The sequence below is a fragment of the Bradyrhizobium sp. CCBAU 53421 genome (assembly GCF_015291625.1).
Classification (GTDB): Bacteria; Pseudomonadota; Alphaproteobacteria; order Rhizobiales; family Xanthobacteraceae; genus Bradyrhizobium.
This window is the reverse complement of record NZ_CP030047.1, coordinates 3,111,960-3,128,772: the sequence shown is the minus strand read 5'-3', so window position 1 is coordinate 3,128,772 and position 16,813 is coordinate 3,111,960. Positions and strand designations below refer to the sequence as shown.

Below are 16,813 nucleotides of genomic sequence, written 5' to 3'. Positions count from 1 at the left end.
ATCCAATACCAACAAACGAAATATGCGGCCCCGCGTGGAGCGGGGACGCCGTGCCTTACGGTTTGCTACCGAGCTACGAACATGACCGAGATTAGTAATAGAGACGATCATCAGCACGCGGCGAGAGCTATTGACCTACACCAGCTTCGATTAGCCGTTGTCGCTTCTGATTATGGAAGCTTCCGACGAGCTGCAGAAGTGCTTTCCATCAAACACACTGTTCTCAGTCGTTCCATTAGCCAGCTCGAGTATTTAGTCGGGACCTCCTTGTTTGATCGCTCAAGCGGAGGGATCAAGCCTACTAGCGCTGGCTCCGCGGTTCTGCGAATTGCGCGGTTGATCTTGGAGCAAGTCGATGCACTAGTCCACACGGGCAAATCTAATGGCCGCGGCGAAACCGGTCAGCTTACGATCGGCTTCTGCACATCCATCTCCACTGGGAATTTGCGAGCTATCTTAGGGGATTTCAAGAAGCGGCTCCCGCAGATCGAATTGGCAACGGTGGAACGCTCTCGCCTTCGTCTAATGACTGCCCTTGGTAGCGGGACCGTCGACGTAATCGTGACTCCGGGACGTCTGCTTTCAAGGGACACCAAAGCACTACCGCTCTGGAGCGAACGCATCTTGATCGCGCTGCCTAAAGATCACGGCTTGGCAGCACGCGAGATTGTCTACTGGACCGACCTGCACAATGAAACAATTCTTTTGAGCCAGTATGATTCTGGACAGGAGCTCGAGAATCTCTTGATATCCAAGCTGGTACTATCAGAGGACCGCCCCAAGATCGAATTCCATGACGTTAGCCGAGACACTGTCAAGAGTCTGATAAGTATGGGCCTGAGGCTCAGCCTTGTGCTGGAATCGGATATTGGAGCGAGCTTCGCCGGCTTGGCGTACCGCGAGTTACGGGACAGAACGGGATCAAGCCGGCTGGACTTCTATGCGCATTGGCGCCACGACAATGAGAATCCGGCTCTGAAGCGTTTCCTCAATCTGTTGGCAGACCGCTATCCCTCACCTCCGCCGGCTCTCGGGGCCTGATCGGCACGTCTCGCCTTTGCAAAACCGCGGTCCGTGGCCATAAAGCGTGCCAGCATCGGCGCGATCAGCTTTGCCGGATCGATGCGCTGCCCATTTTCGCGTGCAAGGGCCTCTGCGTAGGCGACGAGATCTCGATGGACTGACGCTGGAAGCTCAGTGGTAACCTTGACTGGCTTGTCGTCTGGCAGTGCTCCTATTCTCAGCTTGGGCATCCCCTATCCTCCATAAGGCGCAAGTATGAGGTCGCGATTGACGAGAACGCGAACCGGGAAACCGGGTCGCACGGTCAGAGTGGGCTGGATGTTCAGGCTGCGCCGAACTACCTGCTGTCCGGTCTGGTTCAGTGAGTCCGAGGCGCCGTGTCGCAATGCCTGGATGATTGTGCTGTCGTTGCTATTGGTGTCTGAGCCGGCCCCCAGTTCAGTCCCGATCGACAGAAACGTCGATAGTGCCGCGGCCTTGAAGAGTTCGCGCCAGTGGTTGTCGACCTGGTCTTCAAGACCTGCATATCCCGCGGTGTCAGCGCCAGGCTGCCGCTCGAGAACGATTGAACGTCCATTCGGCATGATCAGCCGGGTCCAAACGAGCAGGACACGGGACTGGCCGAAGGTGACCTGGCTATCGTAGATACCGATCAGGCGCGCACCCTGAGGCACAAGCAGAAAGCGGCCGGTCGGTGTGTCGAAAACATTCTCGGTGACCTGCGCGGTAATTTGGCCTGGCAGGTCCGATCGGATCCCGGTGATCAGTGCTCCCGGAATCACCGTCCCGGCCTGAACGATGTATGGTGAAGCGGGTCTGGTGACACGGTCAGGGCTTACCGTGCGACGGTCCACGGAGGCGTTGACGAAGGCAAGCTTGCGGTCCTGGCCATTCTGCGCAGATCCATCGTCGCCAGAGTTCGTTGCGTTCGGTGGCACAACCCGGTCGCTTCCAACCGCGGCAGCAGTGGGCGGACGCACTCCTCCATTGGTCGCAGCGAACAAATGGCTGATGCGGGCTGCCTCGATCTCTTGGTCCCGGCGCTGCTGTTCCGGATCACCGCCGATCGTCGGCGACTGGCCTTGGGCGGCAAGGATCGGTCGACCGAGGTCCCCAGGGAGTGGCGGACCGAGTTGCGGGATTGGCTGCCGCGAAACGCCAGCGTAATCCTTCGGCAGCGTCGTAATGCCGTCAGCAATATTGTGATGATCGGTACTGTAAAGCTCGTCGGCCGCCGAGTTTCGGGGACGATTGCTCTGCAGCGACCACAACACAGTTCCGCCGATGACGAGCAATGCAACGGCGCTCCCACCGGCCAGGACTCTCCGGGACAATCGTGTCACACGCGGATTCTCTGCTCTCAAGCGGAAGCTTTCGGACTGCTCCCTTTGTGTCTCCGGCGGAATTATTTTTTCGTGATCGCTTCCATGCGGAGTGTTCATGACGACGGCCTCCCGTCGGTCCTGACAATCCTGACCTTCTGCTGGTGCTCGCCGCCGAGCCGGAGTTCGGCGGCTGCAAAGAGCCGATCCACGATCAGCACGTTGCCGTAGGCGCGATAGTTGACGAGTTCGGTCTTGCCATCTGGACCAATTACAAAGAGCGGAGGCATCTCACCTTGCACGATCCCCGGCGGGAATTCGACATAGACCTTGCGGCCATCGTCATATGCGGCGAGCGGCCGCCACGCAGGACTGTCCCCTTCGATGGCGTAGCGGGAGATACGCTGCGCCGGATCCGGAAGAACGGGTTTCAGGGCGACTGAACGGGATCGTTCGCGCGCTGCTTCCGGATAGTACCAGGAAACGGACGGCATGTATGGCCGCTCGCGGGATCGGAGTTCGATAAGATAGGTGCGGCGGTCGGTATTGACGACGAGGTTAGTCTCGATCGATGCACGGGTCGGCTTGACAAGGATATGGACGCGGCGCGTGTCGCCGTTCCCGCTCTCGGTGTCGCCCACGACCCAACGCACCGTATCCCCGGCCGCGATGGGTCCTGATCCCGCCAACTGCTCACCCTCCTCGAGGGCGATATCCGTGATCTGCCCCGGTGCGGCGTAAACCTGATAGAGGGCTCCAGGACTGTACGCGTAAATCTGCGCCGCGTTGAAATACCCGCGTTTGCGCGGTTCGACCCGGGCCGCACTGTTTGCCGTCTCAACCCGGCTCACTGGCTCCGCGTCTTCCTTCCCTCCCGATTTGCCGCCGAGAACCGGCTTCCAGAGCGGCGGAACGTGAAGCGGCTGCGACCTGTCGTCCAACGCCGCTGGAGCCGCCGGTAGTGGCGGGACTTGAGCGTCATAGCTGATCCCAGGAGGAATATAGGTCGAGCACCCGCCGAGCGCCGACGAGCAAAGCAAGAGCGCTGACAGAAGTGCTCGCCTTGAGGTCACGAACCGGGACCAAGCCGAGTTGAGCCTGATCTGCGGGAAAGGACGATACGAATAAGCGTCATGCGTCGTGTTGGTCACTGGCTCAACTCCTTTGACCAGTTGATGGCGCGGACATAGACGCCAAGAGGGTTCTTGCGCAGGCGTTCAGCATCGCGGGGTGTCTCGATCACGATCGAGAGAATTGCAGTCCAGCGCTCCGTCGAGTTCAGCGAGCCGTTGTCGTAGACGCGCTGGGTCCACGCGACACGAAAGCTCTCAGACGACGCGCGAATGACGCTTGAGACGTCCACGGAGATTTGGGCCTTGCCCAACTTGGCAAAGGGGTCATTGTTGCGCGCATAGTCGTTGAGCGCAGCAGCACCACGATCGGTCGTAAAATCATAGGCCCGGAGCCAGTTTTGTCGCAGAACGATGCCGTCCGCCGGTAGGCCTCTGACATCCTCGATAAAGCGCGCCAGATGGTAGGCGATCTGCGCATCAGTGGGTTGATAGTCGATGTTGGCCGGCGCGACCCTTTGGGCCTGGCCGAGATGGTCCACTTCAACCACCCAGGGCGTGATCGAGCTTTGGCTCGATTGCCACACGAGGCTACCTGCGAGACCGGCTGATAACATCAAGCAGCCGAACGCCATCAAGCGCCAGTTCTTGGCCTGTACGCGGGCAGATCCAATGCGTTCGTCCCAAACCTGCGCTGCCTTTTGGTAAGGCGTGATCGGCTCGGGCATGCGCCCGTAGTGTACGGAAGGTCGTTTGAACATCGATAGTTGCCCCTGAGATCAAGTAATCGTTTTCGAGTTGTTCGGTGTCCGCGTTTCAGTCGGCCGCGCAGCGGCTGGCGAAGGCGCAGTGGCTAAGTATCAGCGCTCTCCTTCAGACAAATCGACGGAAGAGCCACCGCCACCGTGATCACCTGAGCGAACCGCGTGGCTGACTGCCGACGCACCGTGCCGAACAGTCTCGGCACGCTTCATGCGACGCGCCCAATCGGGCTGTCCTTCGGCCGAAGTGCTCGCGCCCTGCGCGCCGGCTTCCCTACCTCCGCCGAGCGCAGCCGCTGCACGACGCAACGGGCTCATCGCAGCGGAAGCGCCGGCCTCCGCGACACCGGCAAGGCCGCCGCTCCGGTAGGCCGCTGATGCTCCGCTCATCGCAGCGCCGCCACTACGCGCGGCGCCAGCGATTGCGCCGCCAGCGAGACCAGCACCGCCGGCGGCAAGACCCGCGCCCGCCGCAACAACGCCGCCGGCAGCAAGGCCTGTTCCAATTGCAGCGCCGCCGCCGAGTTGCGGTCCGCCTGACACAAGGCCGTTTGCGATACCCGGACCAAAGATGCCGAGGCCTAGTAAGGAGAGCGCCGCCAGCACCAGCGTCATCGCGTCTTCAATGGTCGGCTGATTGCCACCAAAGCCAGCGGTGAATTGCGAGAACAGGGTCGAGCCAATGCCAACGATGACGGCCAGGACCAAGACCTTGATGCCGGATGATATGACGTTGCCCAGCACCCGCTCGGCCGCGAAAGCAGTCTTGCCGAACAAGCCGAAGGGAATGAGCACGAAGCCGGCAAGCGTCGTGAGCTTGAATTCGATCAGGGTGACAAAGAGTTGGATCGCCAGAATGAAGAAGGCAAGCAACACCACGACCCAGGCGAACAGGAGAACGACGATCTGGACGAAATTCTCGAAGAAGCTGATGTAGCCCATCAAGTTGGAGATCGAGTCGAGTAACGGTCGGCCGGCGTCAAGCCCGACTTGAGCGATCTTTCCAGGTCTCAGGAAATCGGATGCGGACAGGCTTGCGCCCGATGCCTTCAGTCCAAGACCGGCGAAGCTCTCGAAGATGATACGCGCCAGGCTGTTCCAGTTCCCGATGAGGTAGGCGAAGACCCCCACGAAGAGCGTCTTCTTGACGAGGCGCGCGATGATGTCCTCGTCAGTTCCCCAACTCCAGAACAAAGCGGCAAGCGTGATGTCGATCGCCGCAAGGGTCGTTGCGAGATACCCGATATCGCTGCCAAGTAGCCCAAAACCGTTGTCGATATAGCGCGTGAACGTTTCCAGAAACTGGTCAATGATCCCCGTACCGGTCATGGCTTGTTCGCCTCAGGTGTCTTCGGTAGCGGATATCCCTGCGGGATCCGGCTTTGATCCTTTTGGGCAGGTATCGAGTTGGTTGAGTCATCGTGGCTGGGAGTTACGACGCCGTCTTTCGCGCCAAGGAAGCGGCGCCGGTTTTCAGCCCAAATCTGCTGGCAGTGGCGATAGCCTGCCGTCTCCTCCGGAGTGACGCCGCGGCAACGTACGAGGTCGGCGTTGGCTGCATCGGTCCTCTGCTCCGCCTTCGGTGCCGACCCAGATTCGTCGCGGCCACGCAGCTGAATCGTGCAGGCCGCGACGGCCACTAGGCCGATTGTCGTAAGCAGCGACAGTGCCTTGAATGCCCTAACATCGGTCATCAGTGGAACATCTGCACATTGGAGGATTGATAGCCCTGTCCTGGCGTCAGGAAACGCCTGAGCTGCTCTCGCCCCTGATCCTGAGCCGAAGCGCGCTGAGCCGCTTCGAGGCTCTGCGCCCTGCCCTGCGCCGCCGCGGCTGCTGTGAGATCGGCAAGTTGTTGCGCTTGAAGCGCGAGAATCTGGTTGCCGGCCTGAGTTGCCTGCAAGGCGCCACTGGCACTCTGGCTCGAGGTTACGAGGGCAGACGTCTGGATGCGATTGCTGTCGAGGTTACCAACGATGCCGGCCTGGACACGAAGCGCATCTTGCGTCGCTGCATAGGAATTCTGCCAACGCGATTGAGCATTGGCGATCAGCAACTGATCCGACTGGCTGCTGGTAGCTGGCGCGTAGTTTGTCGAGAAAGCACGATCGATCTGCTGCACGTCGTAAGCGATGCGCTGGGCTTGGGCCAACAATTGCTGGGTGCGTTGGATCGAGGATTGCAGTTGCTGCAACGATGAATGCGGCAGGTTTGCCAGGTTCTTTGCCTGATTGATGAGCATCTGCGCCTCGTTCTGCAACGAGACGATCTGATTGTTGACCTGCTGCAGTTCCCGCGCGGCCGTCAGAACATTCTGAACGTAGTTGCTGGGATCAAAGACGATCAGTGCCCGTGCGGGCACTGAGGCGCCAAGCATCAGCGCGATGGTGCCAGTGGCCGCCAATAGGCCAAGACGCTTCATAGCGATTTCTCCAGATTGACGAGATTGGGGATCAGATCTGTCGCCCAGGCGACGCCACGGCGCTGGAGCCAGTCAGGCACGAAGCCGTCGGGTCCATGTTCGGCGATGATTTGCGAGATGGTGGCCTGGTCTGTCTTGGAAGAGGCTGCGGTGAATGCGAGCGCAACCTCGCCAAGGCCAAGTTCGAACATCCGGTTGCCGCGACGAGACTGGCAATAGTAGTCGCGCTTTGGCGTAGCCCGGCTCAGAAGCTCGATCTGGCGGTCATTGAGACCGAAGCGACGGTAGATCGCCGCTATTTGCGGCTCGATCGCCCGCTCGTTCGGCAGCAACAGCCGCGTCGGGCAGCTCTCGATGATCGCCGGTGCGATTGCGGAGCCGTCAATGTCCGAAAGCGATTGGGTCGCAAAAATGACGGAGGCATTCTTCTTCCGGAGCGTCTTCAGCCACTCCCGGAGTTTGCCGGCAAAGTCCTCGTCGTCGAGGGCAAGCCAACCCTCGTCGACAATGAGAAGAGTGGGCCGGCCGTCGAGACGGTCTCCGATCCGATGAAAGAGGTAGGCCAGGACGGTCGGGGCCGCACTCGTTCCGATCAACCCTTCGGTCTCGAACGCCTGGACTGCGGCTTCGCCGAGGCGCTCGAATTCGGCATCGAGCAGGCGCCCGGACGGACCACCCAGGCAATATGGTTGCAAGGCGCGTTTCAGAGAGTTCGATTGGAGCAGGACTGACAGGCCCGTGAGGGTGCGCTCCTCCCTCGGCGCCGAAGCGAGAGATGTCAGCGCCGACCAGAGATGATCCTTGACCTCCGGGGTGATCTCGACCTTTTCCCGTGCGAGGATCGCGCCGATCCATTCCGTCGCCCATCCGCGCTCGGAAGGATCATCAATCCAGGCCAGCGGCTGCAGGGCGACGGGCTGTTCACCTCCGTCAGACAATGCGCCGCCGAGATCATGCCAATCACCGCCCATGGCGAGGGCGGCCGCCCGAATCGAACCACCGAAATCGAACGCAAAGACCTGAGAGTTCGGGTAACGCCTGAACTGTAGCGCCATCAGCGCGAGCAGCACTGACTTGCCAGCGCCTGTCGGCCCCACCACAAGGGTATGACCGACGTCGCCGACGTGGAGTGAGAATCGGAACGGCGTTGATCCCTCGGTTTTGCCGAACAAAAGCGGCGGACCCTTGAAGTGCAGGTCCCTTGCGTCGCCCGCCCACACGGCCGACATCGGAATCATATGAGCGAGGTTGAGGGTCGATACCGGTGGCTGCCGCACGTTCGCGTAGACATGCCCCGGCAGGCTGCCAAGCCAGGCTTCGACGGCGTTCACCGTCTCGACCATGCAGGTGAAGTCGCGGCCCTGAATGACCTTCTCGACCAGGCGGAGCTTTTCATCGGCGGCATTGGGATCGCGGTCCCACACCGTGATGGTCGCCGTGACAAAGGCTTGTCCGATCTGATCCGAACCCAGTTCCTGCAGGGCCGCGTCGGCGTCTATTGCCTTGTTGTGAGCGTCGGTATCGAGCAGCGTCGACGCCTCGTTGGTCATGACCTCCTTGAGAATGGCCCCGATGGACTTTCTCTTGGCGAACCACTGGCGACGGATCTTGGTCAGCAACTTGGTGGCATCGGTCTTGTCGAGCATGATCGCGCGCGTCGACCAGCGATACGAAAACGCCAAGCGATTCAGGTCATCCAGAATTCCCGGCGTCGTCGTGCCCGGGAAGCCAACAATCGTGAGAACTCGCATATTAGCTGAGCCCAACATCGGCTCGAGCCCGCCGGTCAGCGGCTGGTCCGCCAATAGAGCATCGATGTACATGGGAACTTCGGGCACTCGAACTCGATGACGCTTGGTGGAAATTGTCGAGTGCAGGTAAGTCAACGTGGCCTGATCATCGAGCCAGCCGCATTCCGGCATGAACCCTTCGATAAGTTGCAGCACGCGGGTGGTTTGATCGACAAACCCGCGGAGCACCTCGCGAGCGTCTGCTCCCACAGTCCGATCTCGCCCCTCGTAGAGCAGTCGCTCAGCTCTGGCGGCTCCCTCCTCCGGTGGCAGATAGAGGAAGGTCAGGAAGTAGCTGGACTCGTAGTGGGCCCCTGCCTCCTCGAATTGTGCTCTGCGCTCGGCGTCGACCAGTGCAGACGCGACATCCGGAAAAGTGTTCGGCGGGTAAACACCTGCAAAATGGCGCTGGGCCTCAACGAACACGGCCCAGCCGGATCCCAGACGGCGCAAGGCGTTGTTCAGACGGCCGGCAACGGCGACAAGTTCAGCCGGCACTGCGCTGTCGAGGTCAGGCCCCCGGAACTTTGCCGTCCGCTGGAACGAGCCGTCCTTGTTCAGGATGATTCCCTCGTCGACGAGGGCTGCCCAGGGCAGGAAGTCGGCGAGCCGCGCGTTGGAATGGCGATATTCGGCGAGATTCATCATGACCGAGGGCTCAGGTGTTGAGATGACCGGGAATGCGCAGATGTCGGCGCACCACATCGACGAAGGCAGGATCGCGCTTGGCGGCCCAGACGGCGGCCATGTGGCCGATGAACCAGAGGACGAGACCCGCGATCCAGAGCCGCAATCCCAGCCCAAGGGCTGCCGCAAGCGTGCCGTTGACAATCGCAACCGACCGGGGCGCACCGCCCATCAAGATCGGCTCGGTGAGCGCGCGGTGAACGGGCACGACAAAACCAGTGACGGGGTCATCCATCAGATCACCACGCCGCCACCGAAGGAGAAGAACGACAGGAAGAAGCTCGAGGCCGCGAACGCGATCGACAGACCGAACACGATCTGGATCAGCCGCCGGAAACCACCGGACGAATCGCCAAAGGCGAGCGTGAGCCCGGTCACGACGATGATGATGACAGCAATGATCTTGGCGACGGGCCCCTCGACCGACTGCAGGATCTGATTGAGTGGCTGCTCCCACGGCATGTTCGAGCCAGCCGCCCATGCGGTCCGAACTGCCAAAAGCATGGTGCCGTAGGCGGCCAACGATGTACCTCGAAGAAAGCGAAATTGCTGACGCATGTCAGTCTCCTGCTGGTGAAAGGCTGTAGTCACCCGTGGCACCGAGCCCTGAGACGGCGGCGAGCTCAGCGAGGCGGCGGTCAGCGCCGCGCCCCGCAAGCACGGCGACGATGTTGATGGTCTCGGCAATCAGGGCACGCGGAACCGTGATGACGGCTTCCTGGATGAGTTGCTCGAGCCGCCGTAAGGCGCCGAGCGCGGTTCCAGCATGGATGGTACCGATGCCGCCGGGGTGACCGGTGCCCCAGGCCTTGAGCAAGTCGAGCGCTTCGGCGCCCCGGACTTCACCGATCGGGATGCGGTCAGGACGCAGTCGAAGCGAGGACCGGACAAGGTCAGATAGCGTCGCTACGCCGTCCTTGGTCCGCAGCGCCACGAGATTGGGCGCCTTACACTGAAGTTCGCGGGTGTCTTCAATCAGCACGACCCGATCGGTGGTCTTTGCCACCTCGGCCAAGAGCGCGTTGGTCAACGTGGTCTTGCCGGTCGAGGTCCCGCCAGCGACGAGGATGTTCTTGCGCGCGGCGACCGCAGCCCTTAGGGCGCTGGCCTGATCTGATGTCATCGTTCCCGCGGCCACATAGTCGTCGAGTGTGAACACCGCGACCGCGGGCTTACGGATAGCAAACGCAGGAGCCGCAACGACTGGAGGTAACAAGCCTTCGAAGCGCTCACCGGTCCCAGGTAGCTCGGCAGAGACGCGTGGCGAGCCAGCATGCACCTCAGCGCCTACATGGTGCGCTACCAAACGAACGATACGCTCGCCGTCCGCCGCAGACAAAGTTTCGCCGGTATCAGTGAGGCCACTCGACAGCCGATCAATCCACAAACGCCCATCCGGATTGAGCATGACCTCAATGATTGCGTCGTCTTCCAGGTAGCCCGCAATCGCCGTACCGAGCGCGCTACGCAGCATTCGCGCACCACGCGAATTAGCCTCCGCTTGAAAGGAATGGATTGCCACCGTCGCCCCCACCGAACGAGGACGTTTAGAGAGCGTCCTCAGATGGGTTGATTAGAAAAGCCACCGAACGACTTGGGGCAACAAAGCGCTTACGGCGATCGTAGGCTGGCGTAGAAAAAGAAAGACCGGGAACAGATACCTGACGCCCTCCTCGAACGAACAAGCTCGATAGCAGGAATTTTGATCAGTGTTCGTCGGTAAGGGCTTGCACGCAACGTTGCGGGGCTCACCACTCCGCGTCGCCATCCATCGGTATTAGTACGGTCGCTTGCTCGTACGGAATTACCGGTTCAACTGCGTCGGAAACGCTAACCGGCGTGAAGATGGTAATTGAACCGATCCACCAGGCGAAGGATCGGACCCACGGTCGCGCGAACCAAACGAACGTCACGATCTGCAGTGCTACGTTGAAACCAAACGCAACCTGATAGGCCAAGATGGCCCTATGGCCATCCTCCGTGGACCATTGCTCCAGAATCAGGCCTGTCCCGTATTGAGCCAAGAATGCCCATCCAAAGTGCAGTACGTTCAAGGCGCCGTTGGCACGCCCGGCAAGCTCTGGCGGAAAGTAATCAGCTATCACCGCAAAACTGACCACGGTCGCTGTTCCGACAATCGCGACGACAGACCACGGCAGTATGGAGGGCAAAGGCACGCGCAGAATCAAGGCGAGCTCGGCGGCGATGAAGAGCACCGCGACAATCGCCAATATCGTTTCCGCTCCAACTCCTCTTCGCCGGATGCAATGGACCGTTGTGCCGAACAACCAGGCACCGCCGCAAAGTACGATCGTCATGATGAATAGCTGCCCGACGAGCCCCTCACGACCAAGTCCCTCTACGTCGGTCAGCCACGGTGCGGCCCACAATCCCTGCAGAGACCAGGCTGATCCCACGCAAGTTGCCGACAACGGGGCAATTCGCCAGAATCGCCTGTCGCCAAAAACGGAGCTGAGGGTGGCGGGGATTGATTCTATTGATGGGGCGATGACACGTTCAGGGACCACGATGTAGATGAGCACGGCCGTGGCACCGGTCGCGGCCGCCAGGATTTCAAAGAGCTGTCGCCAGCCGATCAAGGCGAGCAGGTGTTCGGTTGGGGTCGTGGCGGTCACCGCTCCGAGCGAGCCCAGCATCACCATGTAGCCGTTCAGCAAGGCCACTCGTTCCCTGGGAAACCAGAGAACGATGGATTTCAACCCGGCCGTCAGCGCGGCCGCCACCCCAAGGCCGATCATTGCTCGCGAAATCAAGAGCGACGGCAACCCCGTCGACATCGCGAACAGGCCGGCACCCGCGGCGGCGACCAAGAGCAACGCACTTTGGACGCGACGCGGGCCAAAGCGGTCCAGCAATATTCCGATGGGGATCTGAGCCGCCGCAAAGATCAGGAAATAGATTGACGTAAGCAACCCAAGGTCAGCAGACCCGAGTCCGGTATCCGATATAAGATGGCCGGCGATCAAAGCGTTGATCGTTCGGAACAGGTATGAAAGATAGTATCCAGCAGCGAACGGGAGAAAAACGCGCGCGATGAGGCGCCACGCGGCTGACATTTGCATGCTGGCCCCTTTGCTCTTCAGCTCATTCGAGCCGATAGCGCGTCCAGCTCTTTGTCGGCTTGGCTAAATTCCTGCATCGTAGGGTGGCGTAGAAAAAGAATGGCCGGCGAAATAGCTCGCCTACGTGGTTCAATCAGGTTTCGCTGCCCGGCTCCTGACGAACGATATCTTCGGGAATCTCGCGCAGGAAGCTCTGCCCCTTCTGCAAGCGACGACCGAGCGCTTCGACAAATCCTTCAAAACGCTCTCGCCCTTTGAGCTGTGCGGCCGCCTGCGCGTCATTGGGCAAAGGCGGCGTGATCGTCAGCCAGAAGCGAATGAAGAGGGCCAGGGTTTCGGCCGTCAGGCCGACGTCACGCTCCAGCCTTTGCATCTGACGCGATATACGATCCAGGCGACGGGTGAACGCCGCCTCCCTCCTGTCTGCTCCGTCTGGTGACAGAAAGGACGCAACTGCCGCTTCCACGATCGCAGACCTGGAAACATTCTTCCGATCCGCAAGATCCGCGATCTGCTTCAGAAGCTCCGGCGGAAAGTAAACATTCATGCGGTCGCGCATGTTGGCTCACAGCTCCATCCCGTCATCCGGGTCCATCGCGACTTGACGGGCGACGCCGCGCATCTGCTGACGGAGCAGCCGAGATTGACGGACCGCATCTTCGTCGTCGTCAAGAACAACGGCAAATTCTTCCGCCGGCGTTGAATCGGTTGTCTCCTTGACGATCGCAACGTGATCGGGGAGCTCGGGCTCACGACGAAGTCCACTATTGGCCGTGTCCTCCCCCTGCCCTGTACTGTCGGTTGGATCCGTCGCCGGCTTGAGCAGTCCAAGCATCGACCATCCGTCCGTTCGCGATGTCCGGCCGGACGTCGCCGAATCGGGCGGCGGCATCACTCGCTCGGTGAATCGGCGATCCTCGTAGTAGCGTGCCTTTGATGCTCGGATCGGCGGCGCGCCCGCGACCATGACAATTTCATCTCGCGGCGGCAGCTGCATGACCTCACCTGGGGTCAAGAGCGGCCTCGCCGTCTCCTGTCGGGATACCATGAGGTGCCCCAGCCAGGGGTTCAATCTGTGCCCGGCATAGTTCTTCATCGCTCGCATCTCGGTCGCGGTGCCCAGTGCGTCGGACACGCGCTTGGCGGTCCGCTCGTCATTGGTCGAGAAGCTGACCCGGACGTGGCAGTTGTCGAGAATGGCGTTGTTCGGCCCATAAGCCTTCTCGATCTGATTGAGCGATTGCGCGATCAAAAAGCTCTTGATGCCGTAGCCCGCCATGAAGGCTAGCGCGGACTCGAAGAAATCGAGCCGCCCGAGTGCCGGGAACTCGTCGAGCATCATCAAGACACGGTGCCGGCGGTTGCTGGCGTGCAAGTCCTCGGTCAGGCGACGGCCGATCTGGTTCAGCACCAGGCGGATCAGCGGCTTGGTCCGCGAGATGTCGGAAGGCGGCACCACGAGGTAAAGCGACGCTGGCCGAGGATCGGAGATCAGGTCGGCAATTCGCCAGTCGCAGCGGCTGGTCACCTGGGCCACGACGGGATCACGGTAAAGTCCAAGGAACGACATCGCGGTAGACAGGACGCCGGAACGTTCGTTGTCGGATTTGTTGAGAAGCTCTCTCGCGGTCGAAGCGACCACGGTGTGGGCACCCAGCTCACCAAGGTGCGGCGTCGTCATCATGGCCTTCAGCGTCGCCTCGATCGGCCGCTTCGGGTCGGAGAGGAAAGCTGCAACCCCCGCCAAGGTCTTGTCTGCCTCGGCATAGAGGACGTGGAGTATGGCGCCGACCAGGAGCGAATGACTGGTCTTCTCCCAATGGTTCCGCTTGTCGAGCGAGCCTTCGGGGTCGACCAGAACGTCAGCCACGTTCTGGACGTCGCGAACCTCCCATTCCCCGCGCCGAACCTCGAGCAGCGGATTGTAGGCCGAGGACTTTGGGTTGGTCGGGTCGAATAACAGGACGCGGCCGTGCCGAGAGCGGAAACCGGCAGTCAGTTGCCAGTTCTCGCCCTTGATGTCGTGAACGATGGCCGAGCCGGGCCAAGTCAGCAGCGAGGGAACGACGAGACCTACACCTTTGCCGGACCGGGTGGGAGCAAAACACAACACGTGTTCCGGTCCATCATGGCGAACGTAATCATCGTCGAGCTTACCCAGCACCACGCCATCTGGACCGAGAAGACCGGCCGCTCTCACCTCTTCCAGACCGGCCCAGCGCGCCGAGCCATAGGTCTCGACGTTCTTGGCCTCGCGGGCCCGCCAGACCGACATGCTGATCGCCACCGCGATCGAAACGACGGTCCCCGATGCCGCGATGAAGGCGCCCTCGACAAAAACCTGAGGCGCGTAGGCATCGTAGACGAACCACCACCAGAAGAAGATCGGTGGGTAATAGACCTTGAAGCCTAACAATTCGAACCAGGGCCGCCCAAGCTCCGGCTGGCAGGCAAGTCGCCAGGCTGTCCACTCGGTCGCTCCCCAGATGGCCAGCAAGACGATCAGGCCCACAACGATCACCTGCCCCCAAAGGATTTTGGTTCCGGACATTCCGAGCGTCCTTCCGCAACTGAATTGGTGAGATACCTAGAGGCCGAGGTCGCGTTTCCGACCAAAACCCCATTCGATGCCACCGCCGTCCTTCACGACACCGGTGACGTGTTGGCCGATCTTCTTCTCGAGCTCGCGCGACCAGGGCACGAGTTGGAAGCCGAGCCCATTGTCGATCATGGCGAAACGCCCCGACGCCAACGTCAGCCGCTGGCGATACGTGCCTGCCACGTGCTCCCCGGACGCTGACTTCACATGAGGCAGGCCAGAGTCTACCGAGACCTTGGCTCCCACCGCGTCCAGTTCGCGTCGACGCAGCGCGTTCAGGAGATCGCGTTGCAGGATAATGCGTTGGCCCTGCCGCTGTGCCAGGCCGTCCTGAATCAGATGCTCGGTCCGGGCTTCCATGGCGTCACGGGCCTCGCGGCCGAATCCTCCCATGGCGAGCGGCATCGGATCGCGTTCGACCAGCCTGTGGTCGAGCCAGGTCGCCCCTTTCGCGGTGACTTGCTCACCAAGGTCAAGATCGGAACGGGTCGCCAGCATTAGCGTGGGACGTGGATCGCTAGCTTGACCAAAGCGTCGGACTTCGACGATGCCGCCGATCGGCGGCGCATGTTCGAAGGCCTCGATCCCGTGGAAGCGAACGTGATGTACACGTCCGTCGGTTCCGTCGATCACGGCGAAGGCTTCGCCGGTCAGTTCGTCATGCAGTCCTCGCTCAATCAAGCGTCCGACGATCTGGGATGCCGGCGGTGCACCTTCGATGACGTAGTCGGCAACACCACGCACTTCCCCACGTTCGGTGAAGGCGCGGTGCATCGCCTTGATGATGTCGCCGCGCATGCCGAGATCGCGCAAGCTGCGTTCGGCCTCAAGCCCGACCATCCATTCGCCAGATGCCGTGGACGCGACAAGTCCCATCTTGTCCAGGTGCTGGAGGCGGCCAACCATCAAGCGCCGGATCTCGGGATCGAACTTGCCGGGATTTTCGGGACGTAGATCGATATAGCCGGTCTCATCTGCCGCCAGCCGGATCTCCCGATCGAGCCGTGTCCATCGCTCGGCCGTGACTTCCCTCTCCAGCGAATTGCGGATCTCGTGCTCCGGTGTAGGACCCAGTTCGATGCCGACCAGTTCCTCAGCGCGTGAGCGCAGGCCCTGACTGATATAGTCGCGGGAGATCACAAGGTCCGCCCCGTCCTTATCCACGCCCCGAACGAGAAGGTGGACATGTGGGTTGTCGGTATTCCAATGATCGACGGCCACCCAATCGAGCCGCGTACCGAGATCCGTCTCCATCTGCCTGGTGAGGTCGCGGGTGAAAGCCCTGAGGTCGGTCATGTCGCCGGCGTCTTCGGGCGAAACGATGAACCGGAAATGGTGGCGGTCGTCCTTGCAGCGCTCAGCGAAGGCCGCGCTATCGGCACGGTCGCCGCCGGCATCGAACATCTCGGCCCGTTCACCACTCCGGGTCACGCCATCGCGCTTCAAATACGAGAGATGGGCGGTCAGTGGGGCTGAACGGAAGGCTCGCCCTTTATGACGAACTACGCGCGCCCTCACCACAACGCGCCGTGTCGGGCTGAACAATCTGGCGCGGCTAAAAGCGAGGCGCCCGCGGCCAAACGTAGAGCGCCCATAGGCCGCAGAACGCCTACCAGCCGCGGCCTGCCCCGAGGTGTGTCCTGCTTTCTTCGCCGCCCGCAGCACCTGATTGATGAAGCTCTTTTTTTTCGGCGCGCGGGTGCTGCGAATGCGCCCCGGCCGAACACGCAGATCGCTGTCGCCCACGCTCATGGCAGGGCCTCCAAACGAGCAAAAGCGCACACGGTGCCGAAAACGCCTTTGATTGCGTTCGTCAAAATGCAAGGCGCGGCACGCGCCCCGACCGACCGGCACGCCAGAACCCAAGCCATGCCAATGGCTTGCGGTTCGACCGGCGAGCCCCTTTTATCTCGCCGTCCTGCCGTCGTGGTCCCCCGGCCGCCCCCGACTGTTTGTGAGCGCTTGCGATAGCGATCGTTACCCGAAGGGCCGAGACACCCGTAGGGTGGCTCGGTGAGGAGCGAAGCGACGAGTAGAGCGCGGGCCGAAGGCATCG

General features: G+C 61.2%; 16 protein-coding genes. 1 reads left to right on the top strand and 15 read right to left on the bottom strand.

The annotated features are described in order from the left end of the window. Positions 1-81: 81 nt before the first annotated feature. Positions 82-1,041, top strand: a complete 960-nt coding sequence (locus XH92_RS14695; protein WP_194459839.1) for a LysR family transcriptional regulator — start codon at positions 82-84, stop codon at positions 1,039-1,041. Here the strand turns inward: XH92_RS14695 and XH92_RS14690 are convergent. The 15 genes from XH92_RS14690 to XH92_RS14620 form a co-directional block, all read right to left on the bottom strand. Continuing rightward, the gene (locus XH92_RS14690; protein WP_194459838.1) at positions 1,008-1,253 is read right to left on the bottom strand and encodes a DUF2274 domain-containing protein; all 246 of its coding nucleotides are present in this window, start codon (positions 1,251-1,253) and stop codon (positions 1,008-1,010) included. The genes XH92_RS14695 and XH92_RS14690 overlap by 34 nt on opposite strands. 3 nt (positions 1,254-1,256) lie before the next feature. Continuing rightward, a complete protein-coding gene (locus XH92_RS14685; RefSeq protein WP_194459837.1) occupies positions 1,257-2,465 on the bottom strand; it encodes a TrbI/VirB10 family protein in 1,209 nt (402 codons plus the stop codon). After that, a complete protein-coding gene (gene trbG, locus XH92_RS14680) occupies positions 2,462-3,496 on the bottom strand; it encodes a P-type conjugative transfer protein TrbG (protein WP_246788426.1) in 1,035 nt (344 codons plus the stop codon). The genes XH92_RS14685 and trbG overlap by 4 nt, the downstream gene beginning before the upstream one ends. Beyond that, positions 3,493-4,176: a conjugal transfer protein TrbF gene (gene trbF / locus XH92_RS14675; protein ID WP_194459836.1), complete on the bottom strand. Its 684-nt coding sequence runs from the start codon at positions 4,174-4,176 to the stop codon at positions 3,493-3,495. Before trbF ends, trbG begins: the two co-directional genes overlap by 4 nt. A 99-nt stretch (positions 4,177-4,275) precedes the next feature. After that, on the bottom strand, positions 4,276-5,505 hold the full coding sequence (trbL, locus tag XH92_RS14670; protein WP_194459835.1) for a P-type conjugative transfer protein TrbL: 1,230 nt from the start codon (positions 5,503-5,505) through the stop codon (positions 4,276-4,278). Next, complete coding sequence (trbK-alt, locus tag XH92_RS14665; protein WP_194459834.1) at positions 5,502-5,870, bottom strand: putative entry exclusion protein TrbK-alt; 369 nt, start codon at positions 5,868-5,870, stop codon at positions 5,502-5,504. Before trbK-alt ends, trbL begins: the two co-directional genes overlap by 4 nt. Then, a complete protein-coding gene (gene trbJ, locus XH92_RS14660; protein ID WP_194459833.1) occupies positions 5,870-6,598 on the bottom strand; it encodes a P-type conjugative transfer protein TrbJ in 729 nt (242 codons plus the stop codon). Before trbJ ends, trbK-alt begins: the two co-directional genes overlap by 1 nt. After that, entirely contained in the window at positions 6,595-9,036 is a 2,442-nt protein-coding gene (trbE, locus tag XH92_RS14655) for a conjugal transfer protein TrbE (protein WP_194459832.1), read from the bottom strand. The genes trbJ and trbE overlap by 4 nt, the downstream gene beginning before the upstream one ends. A gap of 10 nt (positions 9,037-9,046) precedes the next feature. After that, positions 9,047-9,310: a VirB3 family type IV secretion system protein gene (locus tag XH92_RS14650; RefSeq protein WP_194459831.1), complete on the bottom strand. Its 264-nt coding sequence runs from the start codon at positions 9,308-9,310 to the stop codon at positions 9,047-9,049. Then, on the bottom strand, positions 9,310-9,579 hold the full coding sequence (locus XH92_RS14645) for a TrbC/VirB2 family protein (protein WP_246788552.1): 270 nt from the start codon (positions 9,577-9,579) through the stop codon (positions 9,310-9,312). The genes XH92_RS14650 and XH92_RS14645 overlap by 1 nt, the downstream gene beginning before the upstream one ends. 55 nt (positions 9,580-9,634) lie before the next feature. Beyond that, positions 9,635-10,549 (bottom strand): P-type conjugative transfer ATPase TrbB, encoded by a 915-nt coding sequence (gene trbB / locus XH92_RS14640; RefSeq protein WP_194459829.1) that lies wholly within the window; start codon positions 10,547-10,549, stop codon positions 9,635-9,637. A 274-nt stretch (positions 10,550-10,823) separates the two neighbouring features. Continuing rightward, positions 10,824-12,158 carry an MFS transporter gene (locus XH92_RS14635; RefSeq protein ID WP_194459828.1) on the bottom strand — a complete coding sequence of 445 codons (1,335 nt, stop codon included), beginning with the start codon at positions 12,156-12,158 and terminating at the stop codon, positions 10,824-10,826. Between the two features lie 133 nt (positions 12,159-12,291). Then, complete coding sequence (locus XH92_RS14630) at positions 12,292-12,717, bottom strand: CopG family transcriptional regulator (RefSeq protein WP_194459827.1); 426 nt, start codon at positions 12,715-12,717, stop codon at positions 12,292-12,294. 6 nt (positions 12,718-12,723) lie between these two features. Continuing rightward, positions 12,724-14,709, bottom strand: coding sequence for a conjugal transfer protein TraG (locus XH92_RS14625; protein WP_194459826.1), 1,986 nt, complete (start codon positions 14,707-14,709; stop codon positions 12,724-12,726). Positions 14,710-14,745: 36 nt separating this feature from the next. Continuing rightward, on the bottom strand, positions 14,746-16,509 hold the full coding sequence (locus tag XH92_RS14620; RefSeq protein WP_194459825.1) for a DUF3363 domain-containing protein: 1,764 nt from the start codon (positions 16,507-16,509) through the stop codon (positions 14,746-14,748). Positions 16,510-16,813 lie beyond the last annotated feature (304 nt).